20 protein-coding genes are annotated in these 19,545 nt (G+C 50.7%); 12 read left to right on the forward strand and 8 right to left on the reverse strand.

Annotation, left to right across the window (positions count from 1 at the left end):
• The first annotated feature begins 48 nt into the window (after positions 1-48).
• Complete coding sequence (coaE, locus tag H6F68_RS23735; RefSeq protein ID WP_190562789.1) at positions 49-834, forward strand: dephospho-CoA kinase; 786 nt, start codon at positions 49-51, stop codon at positions 832-834.
• 71 nt (positions 835-905) lie between these two features.
• Here coaE and H6F68_RS23740 read toward each other — a convergent pair whose 3' ends face one another.
• A complete protein-coding gene (locus H6F68_RS23740; RefSeq protein WP_399315051.1) occupies positions 906-2,339 on the reverse strand; it encodes a TldD/PmbA family protein in 1,434 nt (477 codons plus the stop codon).
• Between the two features lie 261 nt (positions 2,340-2,600).
• On the opposite strand from H6F68_RS23740, the gene H6F68_RS23745 reads away from it, so the two are divergent.
• Positions 2,601-4,271 (forward strand): sensor histidine kinase KdpD, encoded by a 1,671-nt coding sequence (locus H6F68_RS23745; RefSeq protein WP_190562791.1) that lies wholly within the window; start codon positions 2,601-2,603, stop codon positions 4,269-4,271.
• A 189-nt stretch (positions 4,272-4,460) separates the two neighbouring features.
• On the opposite strand, the gene H6F68_RS23750 is transcribed toward H6F68_RS23745, so the two are convergent.
• From H6F68_RS23750 to H6F68_RS23760, 3 genes are all read right to left on the reverse strand, one after another.
• A complete protein-coding gene (locus H6F68_RS23750; RefSeq protein ID WP_190562793.1) occupies positions 4,461-6,083 on the reverse strand; it encodes a DICT sensory domain-containing protein in 1,623 nt (540 codons plus the stop codon).
• 268 nt (positions 6,084-6,351) lie between these two features.
• Positions 6,352-7,842 (reverse strand): UDP-N-acetylmuramoyl-L-alanyl-D-glutamate--2,6-diaminopimelate ligase, encoded by a 1,491-nt coding sequence (locus tag H6F68_RS23755; protein ID WP_190562795.1) that lies wholly within the window; start codon positions 7,840-7,842, stop codon positions 6,352-6,354.
• Between the two features lie 31 nt (positions 7,843-7,873).
• The gene (locus H6F68_RS23760; protein WP_190562797.1) at positions 7,874-8,158 is read right to left on the reverse strand and encodes a glutaredoxin family protein; all 285 of its coding nucleotides are present in this window, start codon (positions 8,156-8,158) and stop codon (positions 7,874-7,876) included.
• 369 nt (positions 8,159-8,527) lie between these two features.
• Here H6F68_RS23760 and sbcD point away from each other — a divergent pair, with 369 nt between their 5' ends.
• From sbcD to recJ, 3 genes are all read left to right on the forward strand, one after another.
• The gene (sbcD, locus tag H6F68_RS23765; protein ID WP_399315054.1) at positions 8,528-9,835 is read left to right on the forward strand and encodes an exonuclease subunit SbcD; all 1,308 of its coding nucleotides are present in this window, start codon (positions 8,528-8,530) and stop codon (positions 9,833-9,835) included.
• A 201-nt stretch (positions 9,836-10,036) separates the two neighbouring features.
• Positions 10,037-10,489 (forward strand): hypothetical protein, encoded by a 453-nt coding sequence (locus H6F68_RS23770; RefSeq protein WP_206755554.1) that lies wholly within the window; start codon positions 10,037-10,039, stop codon positions 10,487-10,489.
• Between the two features lie 39 nt (positions 10,490-10,528).
• Positions 10,529-12,589 (forward strand): single-stranded-DNA-specific exonuclease RecJ, encoded by a 2,061-nt coding sequence (gene recJ, locus H6F68_RS23775; protein ID WP_190562801.1) that lies wholly within the window; start codon positions 10,529-10,531, stop codon positions 12,587-12,589.
• A 137-nt stretch (positions 12,590-12,726) separates the two neighbouring features.
• Here recJ and psb30 read toward each other — a convergent pair whose 3' ends face one another.
• The gene (psb30, locus tag H6F68_RS23780) at positions 12,727-12,858 is read right to left on the reverse strand and encodes a photosystem II reaction center protein Ycf12/Psb30 (protein WP_190438500.1); all 132 of its coding nucleotides are present in this window, start codon (positions 12,856-12,858) and stop codon (positions 12,727-12,729) included.
• A 235-nt stretch (positions 12,859-13,093) separates the two neighbouring features.
• Between psb30 and H6F68_RS23785 the strand changes: the two genes are divergently transcribed.
• The 3 genes from H6F68_RS23785 (at position 13,094) to H6F68_RS23795 (ending at position 14,340) form a co-directional block, all read left to right on the forward strand.
• Complete coding sequence (locus tag H6F68_RS23785; protein WP_190438502.1) at positions 13,094-13,450, forward strand: YkgJ family cysteine cluster protein; 357 nt, start codon at positions 13,094-13,096, stop codon at positions 13,448-13,450.
• 56 nt (positions 13,451-13,506) lie between these two features.
• Positions 13,507-13,962, forward strand: coding sequence for a TMEM165/GDT1 family protein (locus tag H6F68_RS23790; protein WP_399315059.1), 456 nt, complete (start codon positions 13,507-13,509; stop codon positions 13,960-13,962).
• 75 nt (positions 13,963-14,037) lie between these two features.
• Positions 14,038-14,340, forward strand: a complete 303-nt coding sequence (locus H6F68_RS23795; RefSeq protein ID WP_190562803.1) for a TMEM165/GDT1 family protein — start codon at positions 14,038-14,040, stop codon at positions 14,338-14,340.
• Positions 14,341-14,456: 116 nt separating this feature from the next.
• Here H6F68_RS23795 and H6F68_RS23800 read toward each other — a convergent pair whose 3' ends face one another.
• Positions 14,457-14,975, reverse strand: a complete 519-nt coding sequence (locus H6F68_RS23800; protein ID WP_190562805.1) for a DUF4149 domain-containing protein — start codon at positions 14,973-14,975, stop codon at positions 14,457-14,459.
• Positions 14,976-15,846: 871 nt separating this feature from the next.
• On the opposite strand from H6F68_RS23800, the gene H6F68_RS23805 reads away from it, so the two are divergent.
• The 4 genes from H6F68_RS23805 (at position 15,847) to H6F68_RS23820 (ending at position 18,557) form a co-directional block, all read left to right on the forward strand.
• On the forward strand, positions 15,847-16,428 hold the full coding sequence (locus tag H6F68_RS23805; protein WP_190562807.1) for a DUF2808 domain-containing protein: 582 nt from the start codon (positions 15,847-15,849) through the stop codon (positions 16,426-16,428).
• An 88-nt stretch (positions 16,429-16,516) separates the two neighbouring features.
• Positions 16,517-17,461: a type II secretion system F family protein gene (locus H6F68_RS23810; protein ID WP_190562912.1), complete on the forward strand. Its 945-nt coding sequence runs from the start codon at positions 16,517-16,519 to the stop codon at positions 17,459-17,461.
• Between the two features lie 153 nt (positions 17,462-17,614).
• Entirely contained in the window at positions 17,615-17,995 is a 381-nt protein-coding gene (locus H6F68_RS23815; protein ID WP_190562809.1) for a hypothetical protein, read from the forward strand.
• Between the two features lie 97 nt (positions 17,996-18,092).
• The gene (locus H6F68_RS23820) at positions 18,093-18,557 is read left to right on the forward strand and encodes a hypothetical protein (RefSeq protein WP_190562811.1); all 465 of its coding nucleotides are present in this window, start codon (positions 18,093-18,095) and stop codon (positions 18,555-18,557) included.
• Between the two features lie 35 nt (positions 18,558-18,592).
• Here H6F68_RS23820 and H6F68_RS23825 read toward each other — a convergent pair whose 3' ends face one another.
• Complete coding sequence (locus tag H6F68_RS23825; protein WP_190562813.1) at positions 18,593-18,946, reverse strand: phenylpyruvate tautomerase MIF-related protein; 354 nt, start codon at positions 18,944-18,946, stop codon at positions 18,593-18,595.
• A gap of 98 nt (positions 18,947-19,044) precedes the next feature.
• Positions 19,045-19,524 (reverse strand): flavin reductase family protein, encoded by a 480-nt coding sequence (locus H6F68_RS23830; RefSeq protein ID WP_190438536.1) that lies wholly within the window; start codon positions 19,522-19,524, stop codon positions 19,045-19,047.
• Positions 19,525-19,545: the final 21 nt, after the last annotated feature.

Consider the following 19,545-nt stretch of genomic DNA (forward strand, 5'->3'; position numbering starts at 1 on the left):
CGAAAAGCCTTTAATCAACCATTTTGCATAAGTGTACGGGTTCACGATATGAGTCAAAGCTTAAACACCCTTCGTGAACAGCGCGGCTCTACAGATCTAAAGCTGACCCAGCCATCTGCTTCCCAGACCCCAAGCCATGACCAACGGGTAATTGGTTTGACTGGAGGAATTGGGATGGGCAAAACGACCGTTTCTGACTATCTAGCTTCTGCTTATCAGCTAACCATTTTGGATGCCGATTTGTACGCTAGAGAAGCGGTTGGCCCAGACTCAGATGTGTTTCAAGAAATTGTTGAACGTTATGGCGTTGGTATTCTATTAGCCAATGGAGACCTTGATCGTCGCCGCCTAGGTAAGATTATCTTCAGCAGCTCTGCCGAGCGATTGTGGTTGGAACAGCGCATTCATCCGTACGTGCGCGATCGCATGGAGTCGCAATTGCAAGCCCTACCCGCAGAAGCTTACCCTACAGTGGTGCTGGTAGTACCTTTGCTGTTTGAAGCCCGCATGACCGATCTGGTCACTGAGGTGTGGGTGATTCAGTGTGCGTCAGTTCAGCAAGTTGAGCGTTTACTAGAACGAGATGCCAAAACTTCCCCAGAAGGCGATCGCCTGAGCTTAGAGCAAGTGCAAGCCAGAATCAATAGCCAGATGGCGATCGAAAAGAAGGTAGCTTGTGCTCATGTCGTGCTGGATAACTCTTCGACCTTGGACGATTTACTGAGTCAGGTCGATCGGGCGATCGCAGGAACCCGACAAACTCCTCAAGCGGATGCCTCACCACCAGCATCTAGACAAGCATCTCCAGGGAAATCTGGGCTCTTGCAGCCATAACCCCTTTGTGAGCATCCGCTTCAACTGAAAATCTGCAAGCTTGAGCGCGAAAGCGTCCTGCTAATGCTAGGTTACTCCTCTTCGACTGCTTCGCCACCTACAACCACGTTGCGTAGGCGCAGACTAGGGCCTCCACAGCCTACAGGTAAACCGCCTTGGCCGCCTTTGCCGCAGCCACCCGATTCATCCCAATAGAAGTCGTCTCCGATCGCTTCAATGTCTGCTAGTGTCGTGAACACATTGCCAGAGAGTGTAACGTCTCTGACAGGTTCGGCAATTTCGCCGTTCCGAATCATCCAGGCTTCCCCTGCTGTAAATGTAAACATCTCCCCATTCGTCATGCCACCTAACCAGTTGCGGGCATAAACACCTTCTTTGATGCCTTGGAAGAGATCGGCAACTGGGGTTTTACCGCGCTCAATCCAAGTATTGGTCATGCGGACAATCGGGGGGTAGTGGTAGTTAAGGCAGCGGGCATTCCCGGTAGGAGCTTCGCCCAGCTTGCCCGCAGTCTCACGCGAATGTAGTCGTCCTACCAAGACGCCATCTTGAATCAACTGCGTGGTGGTTGCGGGGGTGCCTTCGTCATCGTAGAAGTAGCTGCCTCGATGTCCTGGGGGCTGGGCTCCGTCAAAAATTTGCAGCTCTGGTGACCCAAACTGTCGCCCTAGGGTCATGACTTCTAGAATGTCAGGATTTTCGTAGGCCATATCTGCTTCTGAAAGATGCCCAAAGGCTTCATGGACAAACAATCCTGACAGAATCGGGTCGATCACAACAGTGTAGGTGCCGCCTTTGACAGGTTGCAACGCTAAAGCATCTACTGCGCGTTGCGCGGCGCTACGAACTTGAGCATCTAGCCCTAACAAGTCTTCATAACCCCGGCGAGAGCCAGTCGTCTCGCGGCCTGTTTGCACCGTTTCGCCGTTGCGGGCAGTAGCCGCAAAGCGCATCTCCATATCCACCCAAGACTGTTCGATCAAGGTGCCTTCAGAGGTGGCAAAGAGGATGCGTTGAGCGCTGTCGCCATAGCGCACAGAAATCGTAGTAATTTGAGGATCGACTGAGCGCAAAATGCCTGCATAGTACTCGCACAGCGTTTTCTTCTCATTCAGTGAAACGTGGCGAGGATCTTGGCCTGTAAGCGGCAGGATACAAGTGTCTTGAATTGGGTTGACAGGAGCCAAGATGGTTTCTTCATCTCCCACTAAACGAGCGGCAGCGATCGCTTCTTCAATCCGCTCTGCCAGCCCTGAAAGCCGATTGAAACTGGCAAAGCCCCAGCCGCCTTTGTGACAGGCGCGAACTTGCCCACCAATCGAAATGCCTTCACTTAAGCTTTCGATCTTGTCTCCCCGTAACAGGATGTCGGTACCTTCGGCCTCTTCTAAGCGGATGGCCAGATAATCTACCTGGGAACGGTAGCGGGCAACTAAGTCAGAAAGTAAGCTTTTGGCATCTGTGAGCAAAGTCGGCATGATGAGCGGGGTATGAGTAAACTGCATCCATTTTGCAATTATTTGCACCAATGCTGCCACTCTACCCAGGCGTGTCTGTAAGCTAGCAAGGTGATTTTAGCAGCGAAGCAAAAACTATTGGTTCCACCTAGATCCTCAGTGCAACGGAGATTGACACCTAAGAGTTCGGTTCTACGCCTAGCTCGGATCGGCTGATACCGATAACCTGGTACTAGATGGAGCGAAATTAAGCAGTGTTCGCAGTCTCGGTGCCATGACGAGTGACTGCATTGGGGGGGCTAGAAAGTTGTGCATCAGTGGTTATTGCCAAGCTTAAGTGAAGTATTAGCCAGGAGTGCCTCGAATGAGGTAACTAACGGTGCCACGTCTGTCCGTGAGACACATGGCGAGACACATGAGGTTTCAGTTATATCTGCTGAAGCGGGTAGAAGTCATGTGTCGATCGCGCGGCAACGAGTGCGGGCCGAGCGAGAATGGTGGGCGGCGATCGCAGCCCTTAACGTCTTATTAGAAGCGACCTTGCCAGAATTGGCAGAACCTGTAGCAACGGTTCAGTCTCCCCGCAAGCAGCATTCAGCTCTCAAAGCCAAGCAAGGGTTAATTCTCGCAGGGCCATCCTGTATCCTGACGCAACCCAGCCTCAATGCCCGTTTAGCGTCTTGGGTATTCACGCCTAAAGCTTTAGATGCCTTTGCTTGGATGCCATTTCAACTGCCACCCGCATCATCAAGTAAAGAGGTATCTGAGGTTCTGGAAACTACTCCTGCTCTGCCTGTGTTGCCTGGTGATCCCTTGGCGGCAGAACAATTTTGTTTGGTTTTAACCTCAGCGTTTAGCTTAGTGATGGTGTTGGGAGAAAAGGCAACGGGCGCACCCGCTTTCACTTTTTCTTTTGACCCAGAGGTGGTGCAGAGTGCTTGGCGATCGCTACGGCCTCGCGCTTTACTGACCAGTCCTCACCAAGTAGAACGGTTGGATGCTTTGGTGGCTCAGTTTGCGCCTACAGCTCCGCATTACAAAACTGTGATGCAGTTTAGTCAGCTATTGCTGCAACATTTGCCGGACCCGATTGACTTAGAAGCGGAAGCATTAGATTCCTCTCGTCTAGCTACTCATAGCTTTAATTCTGAGACAGTCCATCTGGTTGCAGAGCCATTCCCTGAGTTGGCAATGGCTAGTGTGGCGACAACCCCAATGCCTTCGGAGGTTCATGCTCCGGCTGAACCGATGGCGGAGCCGAAAAGTAACTTGGATGTGGAGTTGTTGCAGGCGATCGCCCATGAGGTACGAACTCCGCTCACGACGATTCGCACGTTGACCCGGTTATTGCTGAAGCGGAAAGACTTAGCGCCTGAGGTGCTGAAGCGGTTGGAAATTATCGATCGCGAATGTAATGAACAAATCGATCGCTTTGGTCTGATTTTCCGAGCGGTGGAGTTAGAAACGTCGGCGGTGAAGCGCCCTCCAGTGGCTTTGGCTTCGACTTCTATTGATCAGGTGTTGCAGCAGAGTATTCCGCGTTGGGAGAAGCAAGCGAGTCTGCGGAATCTGACGCTGAAGGTGTTGCTGCCCCAGAAGATGCCGATGGTGGTGAGTGATCCAACCATGCTGGATCAGGCTCTGACTAGCTTAATTGAGCGATTTACTCGCAATTTGCCTGGAGGTAGCCATATTCAGGTGCAGGTGATGTTGGCGGGGAGCCAGTTGAAGCTTCAGTTGCAGTCTGAGTTGCAACCAGAGACTGACCCATCAACTCATACGAGCCATTCGGCGCGATCGGCTTTGAAGTCGATTGGGCAGTTACTCATGTTTCAGCCTGAGACGGGTAGCTTAAGTTTGAGTTTGGGTGTGACGAAGAATTTGTTTCAAGCTTTGGGTGGCAAGTTGATTGTGCGGGAGAAGCCGCAACAAGGGGAGGTAATGACGATTTTCTTGCCTTTGGAGGTGAGTCATTCGTAAGTTGGTTTCGGGTGCAAACCCGAGCCTTGGGGGCACTCGCCCCCAAACCCCCGCTGAAGGACGGTTGCGTCCTCCAGACCTCCTCCAAACGAAATTTAGTATGGGCGTTTCGAGTCCGGGTTTTGGTAGCTTTTGGTTCGCAACTCCTCACTCCTCACTCCTCTCTCCTCACTTCCTGACTCCTCCTTTTTATCCTTCATCCCTCATCCTTCCTCCTTCCACAGGCGCTCTATAAATTGGCAGGAGGACGTTGAAGGTGGAGCCTTCGCTGAGTTTGCTTTTGACGGAGATGGAACCACCGCAGCGGAGGAGGATTTGCTGGACGATGGTGAGGCCCAAGCCTGCACCGCCGGGGTCTTCTCCGGCAACGTGACGGGCGCGGTAGAAGCGATCGAAAATTTTGGGGATTTCGCTGGTGGGGATGCCGATGCCTGTGTCGCGGAATTCTAGCTGGACGTAATCACCCTGTTGTTTGGCTCGAACCCAAACTTGGCCTGATTTGGGGGTGAATTTGATGCCGTTGTGCAGCAGGTTAATCACGATTTGCTTGAGCCAAGCGCTGAGGCAAGAGACGAGGGGAAGTTCTTCTGGCACGGTGTAAGCCAGCATAATGCCTTTTTCTTGGGCCAGAGGCTGATAGGTGCTGACGACTCCGGGCACAATTTCGGCGAGCGAAACGGGTTGCATGGTGGAGTTTTCAATTTCGCGATCGAGTTGTACTAGGTCGAGGAGGCTGGCAATCAGGGAGCCTTGGCGATCGCATTCTGTGCTCAAGACTTGCATGTAGCGTTGTCGCTGAGCAGGTTTGAGGCTGGGGGAGTTGAGCAGGGTGAGGGCGGTTTTCATATTGGTCAGGGGCGTTCGCAGTTCCTGACCGACGGTGCTGAGAAATTCGTCTTTGAGCCGCAAGGCATTAAGCAATTCTTCATTTTGGACTTGCAATGTTTCGGCGGATTCGGCCTGCTTTCGATAAATGGTGGAGCGATGCCAAACTTCTTCTTGGCGTTGGACTTGTTTGGTGAGAAAACGGCTGAATAAGTTGGAATCTACGGATTGGGTGAGTCCTTGCTGCAAGAGTTGATCCCAACTGCCAACTAAATGAGAGGCGGCGATCGCGGACTCAGAATGCAGGGTTTGGGTGACGGTAACGGCTTGCTTAATGCCTGAAAAAACTTGTTGCAGGGTGGTTGGGTTAAAGGAGCAGCAGGCGAGGAGGGGTTGTTTTTTCTCTAAACCCTCTTCTTCTGTAGTGGCTTTTTCGGCAGTTCCACCTTTAGGTGCATTGGTTGGTGTAGAGGTCTCTGATTTGGTAGGCCGCAAGGAGCGAGGCCGATGAGCCAGTACTAAGCCAGAAAATTGAGGAGACAGGAAGAACAGAAAATATTCCCGTTTTAGTTGGCTTTCGGCGGCTAACTGTAGGGTGACTAAAGCCGAGGACGAGTGAGAAACAGCAGAAAAATCTACGGCTTCTTCGGCGCTTTTGGGGAAGTCTTGATTCGGATAGGCTTCTCCCTGCCCATTGGCGATCGCAGAGGTCGCACTCAGAACTTCATCTTTAGAAGTTTTAAAGAGATACAGGGTATGAGGAACCTGGGCGGATTCGCAGTAGCGCTTAATTTCGGCTTGCCAAACATCGTCGCGGGGCAGCTTGATCCAAAGGGTGGCTGGCAATTTTTGCTCGATCAGAACGTCAATCGCAGAACTCACAATAGATTTGAGAGTCGCAGGGCTTACTTGCAAAGGGGCTGGGGACTCTTCAGACTGGAGGGCAAGTTCGTAAAGCGAAACGTCTTGAGTAATAGATGAGCTCATGGGGTATGAAGAAAGTGACAGCAGCTTAACACCCAACCTATCCGGTTGAACTGAAACCAGGTCTCCTTTCAGATCTACTGACTATTTGCAAAAATTGCCACCTACTCGCATTCTTTCGCAACATTTCTGGGCGCGGATCTGAAAACTGTGCTAAAGATTCAGCACAACTATATAGGGCTAGGGACGAACGGCGGTTCGCTCTCAAGGGGATGCGTAACTCAAACTAGGTAAGGCGATCGCTCAATTTCAATCTTGAAAGTTTCTGCTTTTACCGCAGTTCTAAAGCGGCTCTAGCTTGTTCGCGATCGTCAAAGTGGATTTTTTCGGTGCCGAGAATCTGGTAATCTTCGTGGCCTTTGCCTGCAATCAGCACGCCGTCTCCTGGTTTTGCTTCCAGAATGGCAGTACGAATGGCTTCAGCGCGATCGCAAATCACTAGAGGCTTCACGGTGGTGGGAATGCCAGCTAGAACGTCTTGCAAAATCCGCTCTGGATCTTCGGTGCGCGGGTTGTCGGAGGTAACAATGGCTAAATCGGCTAGCTCAGCGGCAATTTTGCCCATTTGAGGCCGCTTGGTGCGATCGCGATCGCCGCCACAACCAAACACACAAATCATCCGCTCTTTAATAAAGGGACGCGCCGCTTTCAGCAAGTTTTCTAGGCTATCTGGAGTGTGGGCATAATCCACAATCACGCTAATGTCTTGCTCATCGTTGATTTGGACTCGCTCCATCCGTCCGGGTACGCCCACAAACTGAGGCAACGCAGCAACAATGGTTTCCAGCTCTAAACCCAAATGGAGAGCGGTGCCGACCGCAGCGAGTAAGTTAGCCAAGTTAAATTGACCGACTAAGGGCGATCGGAAAGCGATCGCTCCTTTGGGCGTGTGTAGGGTGCCGCTAACTCCGTTGGCTTCGTAGGTGAGGTCGCTGGTCCAGAGGTCAGCATTGGAGTCTTGGGTGCTGTAGCTCCAGATTTGCTCTGCGGGCAGTTGGTCGATTAAGCGCCGTCCGTAGGCATCATCTTGATTGACAATGGCTCGGCCCTTGAGGTAGCCAGGGCTAAACAGGAGGGCTTTAGCGGCGAAATAATCTTCTAAGTCGCGGTGGTAGTCTAGATGGTCTTGGGTGAGGTTGGTGAAGACGGCCACCTGAAACCCACAACCTAACACTCGACCTTGGGCGAGGGCGTGGGAGCTAACTTCCATCACGCCGTATTCGCAGCCTGCTGCGACTGCTGCCGCAAGGTTCTGTTGCAAATCGATCGCGAAGGGCGTGGTGTGGGCTGCGGTTTTTTGATAACCAGGCCAGCGAGCATAGAGGGTGCCGAACAAGGCAGTGGAGAGATTTGCTTCGTTGAGCAAGAATTCGATCAAATGAGTGGTGGTAGTTTTACCGTTGGTACCCGTAACACCGACCAGTTGCAGTTTTTGAGCAGGGTAGTCGTAAAAGGCGGCGGCTACTTGAGCACAGGCTTGCACCATATCGGAAGCAGGAATCACACAAGCATCTTCTGCTTCAGTGTGGGGTCGTTTTTGAGCAGCAGTGGATGAAACCAAGGCTGCAACTGCACCAGAGGCGATCGCGCTGGGCCAGAATTCGCCACCATCGACGCGGGTTCCGGGCATGCCGATAAATAAATCTCCAGGTTGGCAAGCGAGAGAGTTGGTGGTCAACCCTTTCACTTCGGACTCCAATGCGGCATGACTAGACGGTTGCGTAACGCCTGGTACTGCTGCTAGTAATTCTCGTAGTTTCATGTCAGCAACTCCTCACCTGCACATCCTGGGCCTATTCTGACTGATCTGCTAGCCAATATTTCTGTAACATTTGCTCCAACTGGCTCACACTCGCCCGTGGGGAGGGACGGGGTAAGAGTTCTTCCACCGTGCCTGTTGGTTGGGGATTAACTCGTAAAAGCACGGGGATTTCGTACTGGTAAGCCTGAAACCAGTCCTCACGGGTGGTAATGTCGCGAATTTCTAAATCAATCTTTAAGTTTTGAATTTGATCTAGCTTTTCCTGTAGTCCTTCGCATAGGTGGCAACCAGGTTTACTGTACAAAATTAATCGCATGTTCTGTTTTCTACCTTGGCCCTTGCAAAGTCTGTTTTGTTTATCCGCTATGAAGCTTATTTTTTCAGGAAAGTCTCGTTATATCTAGCGGTTTGGTAATTTCTTGTGTGCGGTTTTCATTTGGAGCCCGAACCTTGGGGGCACTCGCCCCCAAACCCCCGCTGAAGGACGGCTGCGTCCTCCAGACCTCCTCCAGGCGAGTTCAACTGTAAGCGTTTCGATACCTGCGATCGTTACTTCTTAACGTCTGAACTTTTGTTTTTCTATTTCTGTCTCCTCACTCCTCTCTCCCTTCATCCTTCGCCTAGTGCTAAGTTGTTGTTTAGCCAGTCCATTCGTCATCCATTCGTTGCGCCCGGAAGAACTTAAGTGGCAATTAAAATCCTGCATCTTTCTGATATTCACATGGGCAGTGGGTTTTCCCACGGGCGGGTTAATCCGGAGACGGGGTTGAATACGCGCCTGGAGGATTTTGTGGCGACGTTGGGGCGTTGTATTGATCGAGCGATCGCGGAGCCTGTGGATTTGGTGCTGTTTGGTGGGGATGCGTTTCCAGATGCGACGCCGCCGCCGATTGTACAGGAGGTGTTTGCGACTCAGTTCCGGCGTTTAGTGGATGCCCAGATTCCGACGGTGTTGCTGGTAGGCAACCATGATCAGCATTCGCAGGGGCAGGGTGGAGCCAGCCTTTGCATTTACCGGACGCTGGGGGTGCCAGGGTTTGTGGTGGGCGATCGCTTGGAAACTCACCTCATCTCTACTCGCAACGGCCCAATTCAAATCATTACTTTGCCCTGGCTGACGCGCTCGACGTTGTTGACGCGCCCCGAAACGGAAGGGTTATCAATGGCTGAGGTGAATCAGTTGTTGATCGATCGCCTGCGAGTGGCGCTCGAAGGAGAGGTACGTCGTCTTGATCCAGAGGTGCCGACGGTGCTCTTGGGCCATTTGATGGCAGATTCAGCTTTCTATGGGGCGGAGCGATTTCTCGCAGTGGGTAAGGGGTTTACGATTCCACTGGCGTTGCTGGCTCGGTCTTGCTTTGATTATGTGGCTTTAGGGCATGTACATCGGCATCAAGTCCTGTGTCATGAGCCGCCTGTCGTCTATCCCGGCAGTATTGAGCGGGTAGATTTCAGTGAGGAAAAGGAGGACAAGGGCTTTGTGCTGGTTGACGTAGAGCGAGGGGCTACGAAGCTGGAGTTTTGTGCTTTACCTGTCCGAGCATTTCGTACGATTGAAGTGAATGTTTCGGAGGCGGAAGATCCGCAAGCCAAGCTCCTAAAAGCATTGAAGCCAGAATTAGTCGCGGATGCTGTGGTGCGGCTGATTTATCAAATTCGCTCTGAGCAACTGGATGAGATTGATAATGCTCCTTTGCACGCCGCTCTGCACATGGCTCATAGCTACACGATTCAGCCAGAGCTAGTTAGCCAGTTGGCTCGTCCCCGTCTGCCAGAATTAGGAGTTGGTAGTAGCATCGATCCTTTAGCTGCTTTAAAAGCTTATTTAGCGAATCGAGAAGATTTGCAAGATATTCAAGGCGATCTGCTACAAGCGGCCCAAAGTTTACTAGACACTGATGAGGAAGAATGGCTAGATGAACAGCCAGCGATCGCTAACCATCCAGGTTCCAGCCGAGCACTAGATGGAGAAACCCAATTGCGCCTCCTCTAAGCCAAGCCTCATAAAATGCTTGTAGCTTGCGCAGGCTCAGTTCTAATGGCTCAAGGCTTCAGCCTATGAGAGTTCAAATGATTGCAGCGTTAAGACCCAAGCGGCAATAATTTTGCAGCCAATGGGCATGATGTGTCTTAAAGTGCGGCATCCTGCTAATGGGAGCAACCACAGAGATCCACTCATTTCTGCAATCTTTCTATGGCTAAATCTATGGCTAAACTTTTACCGACGGTTTTACTTGCACCCGCCTTAATGGCGACCACGCTACTTTTTAGCCCAACTCAAGCTATTAGTCCTGCTTGGGCGGGCACTTGCGCTTCTCGCTGCGGCCCTAAGCCGCTTCAGTTCACACCAGGGCAGCGGGTGAGTGTGGAAGTGGTCAATCAAACTGCGAGTTTAGTGCAGGTTCAAAAAGTCTTTGGCACTGATCCAGTTCCCATGCGGCCTGGGCAGGAATTGAAGTTTGTGCAAGGCGGTGGCACAGAACCCAATATTTCTGTGTACTTCTGGGACGAAACGGCGCTGCCTCTGCAAGCCAGACTCTCTCAGCCGAATCCTAAAACCCTACGGATTGAAATCCGGCCAGGTGGAAGACCTCCGGGCGATCGCTCTGTGTATTTGTTAAACGATGGTCGTGTTGCCATCTTTTAACTAGTACAATCGGCTGAGCGTGTTTGAACTAAAACATTTGTGCTAGTACCCGTTCCTTCCTCCCCTCACCTGTCCCATCGTGAGCACCGTCTGCCAGATAAGCGCTGGGCAATTGCTGAGCGTGAGTTGGAACGGGTGGAGGCGATCGTGCAGGCAACTCAGCTTTCACCGCTGCTGGCTCAAGTGCTGACGAACCGAGGCATCACTACACCGGGACAGGCAGAAATTTTTCTCGACCCGGATTTGCAAGTCTTACCTTCGCCGCTAGAAGATTTCCCAGATTTAGCGGTAAGTGTGGAGCTATTGCAAGAGGCGATCGCCAATCAGCATAAAATTGCTATCTGTGGCGACTACGATGCTGATGGCATGACTAGCACAGCCTTGTTACTGCGGGCTTTGCGGGCTTTAGGGGCTGAGGTGGATTACGCCATTCCTAGCCGTATGAGTGAAGGCTATGGCATCAATGAGCGGATTGTGGAGGACTTCCATCGCGAAGGGGTACGGCTGATTCTGACGGTAGATAACGGCATTGCTGCGGTCAAGCCGATCGCTAGAGCCCGTGAACTGGGTTTAGCCGTTATCGTCACCGATCACCACGAAGTCCCACCAGAAATCCCGCCTGCCAATGCCATCCTCAACCCCAAACTGATTCATGAGGACTCGCCTTATCGAGGTGTAGCGGGGGTTGGGGTAGCCTATGTTCTGGCTGTAACCCTCGCTCAGCAACTGGACGCGAAAGATTTAGGCAACTTACTATTAGAACTGTTTACCCTGGGCACGATCGCGGATTTAGCGCCTTTAACCGGAGTAAATCGTCGCTGGGTGAAAAGAGGGTTGCAGCGATTACCCAAGTCCCAGATTCCAGGAGTGCAAGCCTTAATTCAAGTGGCTGGGTTGGGTAGTTCCAAAGCTCTTAAACCGGAGGCGATCGGGTTTAGTTTAGGACCACGAATTAATGCAGTTGGGCGCATTGCCGATCCTCAAGTGGTGATTGAGCTGCTAACGACCGATGACATGGGCATTGCTCTGGAGCGGGCGATGCAGTGCGAACAAATTAATCAGCACCGCCAGCAACTTTGTACTCAGATTGAGCGGGAAGCGATCGCCTGGTATGAAGCCAGTGAGATTGACTTGCAGGACGATCGTGTGTTGGTCATTGTGCAACCTAATTGGCATCACGGGGTGATTGGCATTGTGGCTTCTCGTCTGGTTGAGCGTTACGGCGTGCCTGTCTTCATTGGCACCTATGAGGACGACGACCAAAAAATTCGTGGTTCAGCCCGGAGCATTCCTGACTTCCATGTGTTTGAGGCATTGGAGTTTTGCAAAGAGATTCTAGAAAAACATGGAGGTCACCAGGCCGCGGGTGGTTTTACGCTCTTAGCCGAGAATTTAGAAGAATTGCGATCGCGCCTGCGGACTTTTGCCCGTGCCTCGCTGCAACCGGATCAGCTCAAGCCTCTCCTCGCCATCGATGTGCAGGCTCACTTGGAGCAAATTGACCTTTCGCTTTACGAGCAAATTGACGTACTGCATCCCTGCGGCATCCAGAACCCCGATCCAGTTTTCTGGACTCCAAATGTGCGGGTAGTGGAGCAACGCCTGATCGGAAAAGACCAAGCTCACCTTAAGGTGACTTTGAGCCAGGATGTTAGCCAAGCTGATACGCCATTAGCCGCGATCGCTCAACCTCGAATCCAGGCTTTAGCATGGCGTTGGGGGGAATATTACCCGTTGCCCAATCGAGTGGATATTGCCTACAAGCTGCGAGTGAATGAGTGGCAAGGCAATCAAACTGTGGAATTGGAATTAGTTGGTGTCCGGTTGCCTAGCTCTGAAAATGCCTTGCGATCGCCAGCAACGGTTGCTACTCAACAGGCTGAGTTTGATTACAGCGGTCGTCAATACACCTGTGGTCTCTACGAACAGCAAAAAGGCAAAGAGTTGAGAATCACCAATTCGGAAGGGGAGCAGCTTGTGATTCAGAAAGGGCAGAAATTAGGTTGGCTACTCAAACCAGGTGCCGAAGCCAAGCCAGTAGACGTTTCTCAGCCTTTCTTTTATCAACTGATTAAAACGGCTCTGTCTGCTTTGGGCTGAGAACTTCACCAAAGAAAAAGAGCCTACTGTAAAGCAGGCTCTTTATTACTCTCTCTTACTTGAAGCTCTTTAGGTAAAACTTTGTTGCCGATTGTTTTAAAGCCGAAATCTGGGTCTCAGGTTTAAACAATAGAAATCTAGAGGTCGCCCTTTCCGGCCGCTAACAAGAAAATGACAGCCGGACCAGCAAGCATGATCAGCGCTACGAAGGTGAGTTGCGCGATCGCTTCGAAGTTAATGTTGCCAGCGAGGCCAGACAGAAAATCCATTTCTCCTCCCGAGTTAACCCAATGAATTGTACCTTGGGTTAGAATGCCTGAGGCTTATTTTACCTGTCAACACCTGGTTTCTTTAAGGAAGTTTACAAAACTCTAAATACTTCCAGGCGAGGCAAAATTGGCCTACCATCCATTCGCTTCAAAAACCGCTAAGCTCATTCAGGGGGCGGTAGATCTGAATTGTCAGTGCCACCCAGTGGGCCAGTTTCTAGAGACTTTGTAGATTATGCCAACTTGGCGTTGTGTCAAATATTGTGGGGCTTGTTGTCATCTCGACCCCAGCGATCGCCCTGATTTGGACCAATATTTATCAGGTGATGAGCTAGCACTTTATCTCAGCATGGTAGGCGAGGATGGTTGGTGTGTTCACTTCGACCACGACAGTCGTGAGTGCAGCGTTTATGATGACCGTCCTCGCTTCTGTCGAGTCCAGGCGGATGTGTTTCAAGATTTATATGATGTTGAGCCAGAAGAACTCAACGATTTTGCGATCGACTGCTGCGAGCAGCAAATCGAAGCGGTATATGGCGATCGCAGTTTAGAAATGCTGAAATTTGAGCGCGAGATTGGCGTGATTCATTGATCTTTCAGGCAACCCTGAGCATAATAATGAAAAGAATATGAAATGGCGCGTTACCTGTGCAATTATCTTCCCGCCCTACTAGTCTGCCTGTCCCAGCTTCGCCCGCTGCTCAGTCATTGATGGAGCAACTCAATGGGCCAGAGTCTAAGATTCATGCAACTTTGATTGAAGAAGTGGAACTGCCACGGCAGGCTAGTGCTCCGCATATGTCTCAGGATCGTCAAGAGCGTTGGCAGGGGTTTGGAGTGTTTTGTTCTACCTTTGTCACCATTTTTCTCGCGGAGTTAGGTGATAAGACCCAGGTAACGACGCTACTAATGAGTGCGGAATCCCAGTCGCCTTGGATGGTGTTTGCAGGAGCAGGATTGGCTTTAATTACGACTAGCTTGTTGGGTGTGCTGGTCGGGCGTTGGCTAGCTAATCGGCTGTCGCCCAAATCCTTGGAGACGGCTGCGGGAGCAGCTCTGTTGCTAGTTTCTGTTTCCCTCCTGTGGGATGTCGTGCATTTTTAGGTACTGCTCCAACAAACTAGTTCAATCAACATTTCAACGGTTCGCGATCGCTGCCCTGCAATTTCTTAAAACCTTATGGATTGGCACCTGTTTGGATTGAGTTTCATCACCATTTTTTTGTCGGAATTAGGCGACAAGAGTCAAGTGGCAGCGATCGCCCTGAGTGGCAGTTCTAAATCTCCACGGGCCGTATTTTTTGGGACGGCAGCGGCCTTATTGTTCGCCAGTTTGTTAGGGGTGCTTTTGGGTCACGGGGCGGCTCATCTTTTGCCAACTCGCTTGGTTAAGGCGATCGCGGCTTTGGGATTTGCCCTAATGGCGGTGCGGTTGTTATGGCCCAGTGCCGATTTACCTCCAGACCCAGAGGAAGTTTCCTAGCTAATTTATTTTCAAGGTTTATAGGCACCTAAAGCAAAAGCTCCCGATTGGCTCAGGAGCTTTTTTCATGGCTAGAAATAGGTTGTGCCTCTGCTGGTGAAGCAGGTAAAACGCAACTAAATGCGATCGCGGTAGCAAAGATTTAGCAACAGTCCGCCGGAGGCAAACTTCAGTAGCTCCAAGGCCCAATAGCTGCCATGCAACTGGTTCATCCCGACTGGGATTTCGATTGCCGTATTAAACAAATTTAGCTCCATCCCTAAAGCACTCATTTGAGGCGTGAGAGCGTAGGTGTAAAGGAGAGCGATCGCCACTAATATGGCGGCAAGTACCGCTCCAGCATAACCCTTGCGGTTGTAGGCAGGTTGTAGGTAGCGCAGTGCTAAAACTCCCGTCAAGGCTATGGCAGCGCAGAGCAATTCAATGCGGTTGAAAAGCCAGAAAATGGCGTATCCAGCTGCGGCAAATCCAGGTTGGCTCATCATGCCTGCTGCGTAGAGACTTGGCATAATTACCAGGTCCAAAATCAGGCTGCTGCTGAGCCAAAAGGCCAACGCAAAAATTACAACTGTCTGCCATTGAGGTCGCTGCATTACGCCATTGGAAATGCTAAAACTATCTACGCTTGAATGCATAAAAATTCCTGGATGTACTTACCTTTAGCTTAGCGAATCTATTTCCTGACAACTATGAAATAAATCGGAATTGTCTCAGGCTAAAGTCGATTCATTTAACCAAAAAGCTTGGCTTAGAAAAATGAACCAGAACAACAAAAACTGCTGAGTTTGTAAGTCAGTAAATCATACGTGAGGTAAATTTACCCGTCCGCAAAAGTGATACAAAACTAAATGAGTCTGACAGAAGGCTGCCAGACTCTTCAACAGTAGTCAATCAGGAAGTTTGTTTCAAAGGTGGACAGAAGCCTGCTCGTCAGATCTGAGAAAGGTTACAACACCTCCTTGATCATTGAAATAACCTATCACTCGTCTACCACAGCCTATGAGGTAGACTCTTAACCACCGCTTAAGATACTTCAGACGAAGCACTTAATTTTCTGCAACGAGCTTTACAAAAGTTGTGCTGATTGTAAGGGAAGGGAAGCAAGAAACCAATAACGAGATTGATGAGTTGTAAAATTGGTGAACTGCTTATTGCTTGCGAATACAGCTACTTTTGCAAAGTCAGATCGAACATTGGAGAAAACATTCTGACTAGCGCAGGAGGCTAACCGTTTCAGATCCTAGAAGTTATCAATTAGATTGAATGAGGAGGAGCTGTTCGGTGCCTGAATTTAGAATAGCACCGAGGTTTTGAAAGCGTGAGCTGTTTTGTAGAAGTTCACTCCTAATTAACTTTAGAAACAACCCGCAAAGAAACTAAATACTAGACTTAAGTTCTTGCTCTTTGCTTGTGGTTAACGGCAGCGATCGCAGCACCTGATCTACAACTGAAGTAGAGACAAAACAAGCTACCTGGAAGTTGGTAGACCTAGGTGGGAGACGGGCGATGAAAGGTATTGCGACTAGTTTAGGGATTTTACTGACGGCAGCTACGGCTACCTGGAGCTTGAATCTGCCATTGCAGGCGGTGACTCTAGCAGATGGTACGGTCTACTTTGTGCAACCTCCTCGATTGGTGAAGGCGACCACAACGCAGAGCGCGACCTATGCTTGGTCAGCCACTTACTACTTCACCTTGGATGTACCGGAAAATGCAGGAGAACCTCTCCAGAAAGTGACGATCGCACAGCGAGAAGGGATTGATGCCTTGCGCTACGACCTGAAAGACACCCAAGCTTTTGTGGGTGAACCTAGAGGCAAGAGACAAGCGGTGGCCTTAAGTGAAGTAATCGGCGATCGCAAAACGCGGACGGTCTCAGTGGCATTCGATCCGCCGATTCCTCCCGGTCAGACTGTGACGGTAGGGCTGCGTCCGGTACGCAATCCCAACATTGGTGGTGTGTACTTGTTTGGGGTTACAGCCTTCCCATCAGGTGAAAAAGCGCATGGGCAATTTTTAGGCTTTGGCCGACTGCACTTTTATGACTCTCGTGATGCTTGGTTTCTCCGCGATCGCTGGTTTCGTTAGGTTTCGTTCCACTGAGTTAATACAAACTCGCTTGCTAAGCTAAGCGAATTAGACCAAGCTGGCACTTATAACTTCAATCTTGGCAGCGGTGCTCTCTCCTAAATTCAGGCTCAAAGAAATCGCCAGCTTCTTCCACCAATTTTCGGCTTTGCTGGATGCAGGATTGCCTGTGCAGCAAAGCTTGAATTTGGCGGGTAAAGATTGTAGTGCAGCTTTTCAGCGCTCTCTACAGCAAGCTAGTGCTAATGTTGCTCAGGGTCAGGATTTGGCAACTGCGATGACTCTAAAGCCCCCTGTTTGGAGCTTGTGGACTTTGGCTTTGATTCAGATGGCTGAGTACAGCGGTAGCTTAGCGTCAACTTGTCGCAAACTAGCGATCGCGGCTGAGCAACAGCAACGACGGGCACGGCTTTACCGCTCCGTGACTTTGGCATGTGGGGCAACTGTGAGCAGTTTGGTGTTGCTGCTCGTGGTCTTGTCGCAAGGTAGTCGTAATTTTTTGGTTCAGCCTGGTTTTTGGACCACCGCAGGGCTGCTATTAGCTGGTGCTTATCTGCTTGGAACGCGATCGCTAACTTCGAGCTTGTATCGCTCTCTAGGGCGGTTGCCTGTCCTAAAGCCGCTCCTAGAAGCTCAAAGCATGTTGTACTTTACGGAGCTAGAACTGCCCTTGAGCTGTGGAGTGCCATTGCTAAGCGCCTTAGAGTTAATTCGCGATCGCATTCCTAACCCAGAACTTGCTAAAACCTTAGCGATCGCCAGTCAGCAAATAGCGCGGGGGCAAACTCTAAGCCGCAGTCTGCAAGGCAAGATTCCGGCGATCGCGCTGCAAATGATTCGGACTGGGGAAGAAACTGGCAACTTGGACGAAATGCTGCAAAAGCTCGCCGCTTACTACGAAGGAGAATTAGAGCTAAAACTTCGGCAGCTTCAGGGAGTGTTGCGTCCCTTGAGCTTGCTAGCGGGGGGAGCGTTCGTGCTGGTATTGGGCATGCAGATGGTGCGATCGCTGCTTGATGCCTTACCAGGTTGACTGGAGCAGCTTCAATGAGTTCTCGCCCGTCAGATCTAACGCCAGAGCGAAAAATTTTCCACGGTAACTAAACCGTAAACTCATCCGCCGGGGTAGACGGTACGCTACATTAGCAGGTGGAAGAGACGACATCAGCAAAAGAATTTCTCAATCATGGTAGAACGTCCCATCAAGAAGTCTGAACGTCAGGTTGCAGACAATCCCAGTAGTGATGCAACAGGGTTCCAAGGATCGGAAGCTTCCGATTCGGGTACTCGTAACTCTGAAGAACGCGGCAGAAGTCGGCCTTCACGCGATAAAAGCGATAGAAACGATAAAGGCAGTGACAGAGGCAGTGGTAGAGGCGGCGACAGAGACAAAAGAAAAGGTAGAGGCAGAGATCAAGAAGACGATCGCGCCAGAACTCCGGTCAATCCTGCTTTGATGCGGGGACCAAAACCTACTCAGCCGAAGCCGCCTGTGGTGCAGCCAGAGTCAGAAGTAGAGGAGAATGCTACCGCTGAGGCAGAGGCAGAAGTTGCAACTGAAAGTTAAGACTTGATTGATGGAGTTGGGCCAAGCTAGACCCACTCTCAAGGGTTAGTTGCCAACCAGCAGGGCTGCCATGTTTGAGAAACTCAGGAGGGTTTGAATGAGTAAACCGTTAAACGCTGCTCTCTCGGAAGAGATTGCTCAGCGACTTAGTCACAAAGCCAAAACCTCCTTCGACAATGCTTACGAAGCAGCCTTGCTGATTCCAGGAGTTGCCTATGTGCAAGGATTTCTGGTGCTGCCAGGCATACCCTACAAGCCAATGGAGCACTGCTGGCTGGAAGTTGAAGATGCTATTGTTGATCCCGCGTTGCCCCACCTAAACCGCGCTCCCGAAGAGATTTGGTATTTCCCAGCTCAGCGCTTGAGCGTCAAGAAATTGAAAGCTGCGATCGAAGAAGCCAAAGAAGATTATCCAGAGGACGATCCGCTGCCTGTGTATGGACCTGCCCCCTATGAGTATTACGGGGATGCGATGTTAGGGGGCAAAGACTATCTGGAGGCGTTTCAGGCAGCAGAGGCAAAGTGTCGAGAACTCAACCAATCAGAACTAGATCGCAATTAGCGTGCAATTAGCGTGCAATTAGCGATCGCCTCACCTTAGCCAAACGTGGAGCCATTCCATCCCCACATCGAGCCTCTAGCGTCAGAAAACTCAATGTAGGTGCGATTGGCAGGAATCCCCAAAGCTTGCTCAATTTGTTGCGAGAAATCCTGGCTCATCGCTTTGGTTTGGGTTGGTCCCATTGTGCCTACGCTTTTAATCTCCACGTAGCATGTAGGATCAGACGTACCTCCGAAAGTCATGGCGACTTCTGGCTCAAAAGCCGTCATCACGTAAGATTCAGGCTTACCGGTATGTTTTGCTAGCCCAGCCGACAACTGCTTGAGTAAGCTGTCTACTTGGGACTTGTTTGGAGCAGAAATAGAAGTTTGAACCTTGATTAAAGGCATAGTAACAATATGAAAATTCTAAACTTCACGATCTGATGAGCTGCTTGTTTAGGCTAAGCCCAAGACTCAGCCCTCACAACCTCTTAGCAATCAAAGTGTTAGCCACCGTATTGCCAGCCTGTGCTCTCTAGCAAGAGAGGCTCGCCCTCACGATGAGTGCCTGCTGCAATCACTTCACCTACATAAACCGTGTGATCGCCTTGCTCGACCGCACCAACTACGCGGCATTCCACATATCCCAAAGCTTCGGAAATGATTGGGCAACCCGTTTCTCCGAGGTAAAACTCGACATCATCGAACTTGTTACCGACTCGACGCTGCGGTTGAAAAAACTTTTGCGCCAGGTCTTTCTGTCCTGCTTCCAAAAAGCTTAGGACAAAGACACCGCTGCTCTTGATCATGGCGTGAGAGCGGGAGTCCTGTTTGACACAGTTGACGACGAGAGGGGGCTTAAAGGAAGCCTGCATAACCCAACTGGCAGTAAAGCCATTTACTTCTTCCCCTTCTTTGACTCCACAAATGTAGAGCCCGTGGGGAATTTTACGCAGGATTGTCTTTTTCGCTTGTTCGTCTAGCAAGGGTCTATACCTGATTGGCAC

Origin of the sequence: Trichocoleus sp. FACHB-262 (assembly GCF_014696035.1) — a bacterium.
GTDB lineage: Bacteria > Cyanobacteriota > Cyanobacteriia > FACHB-46 > FACHB-46 > Trichocoleus.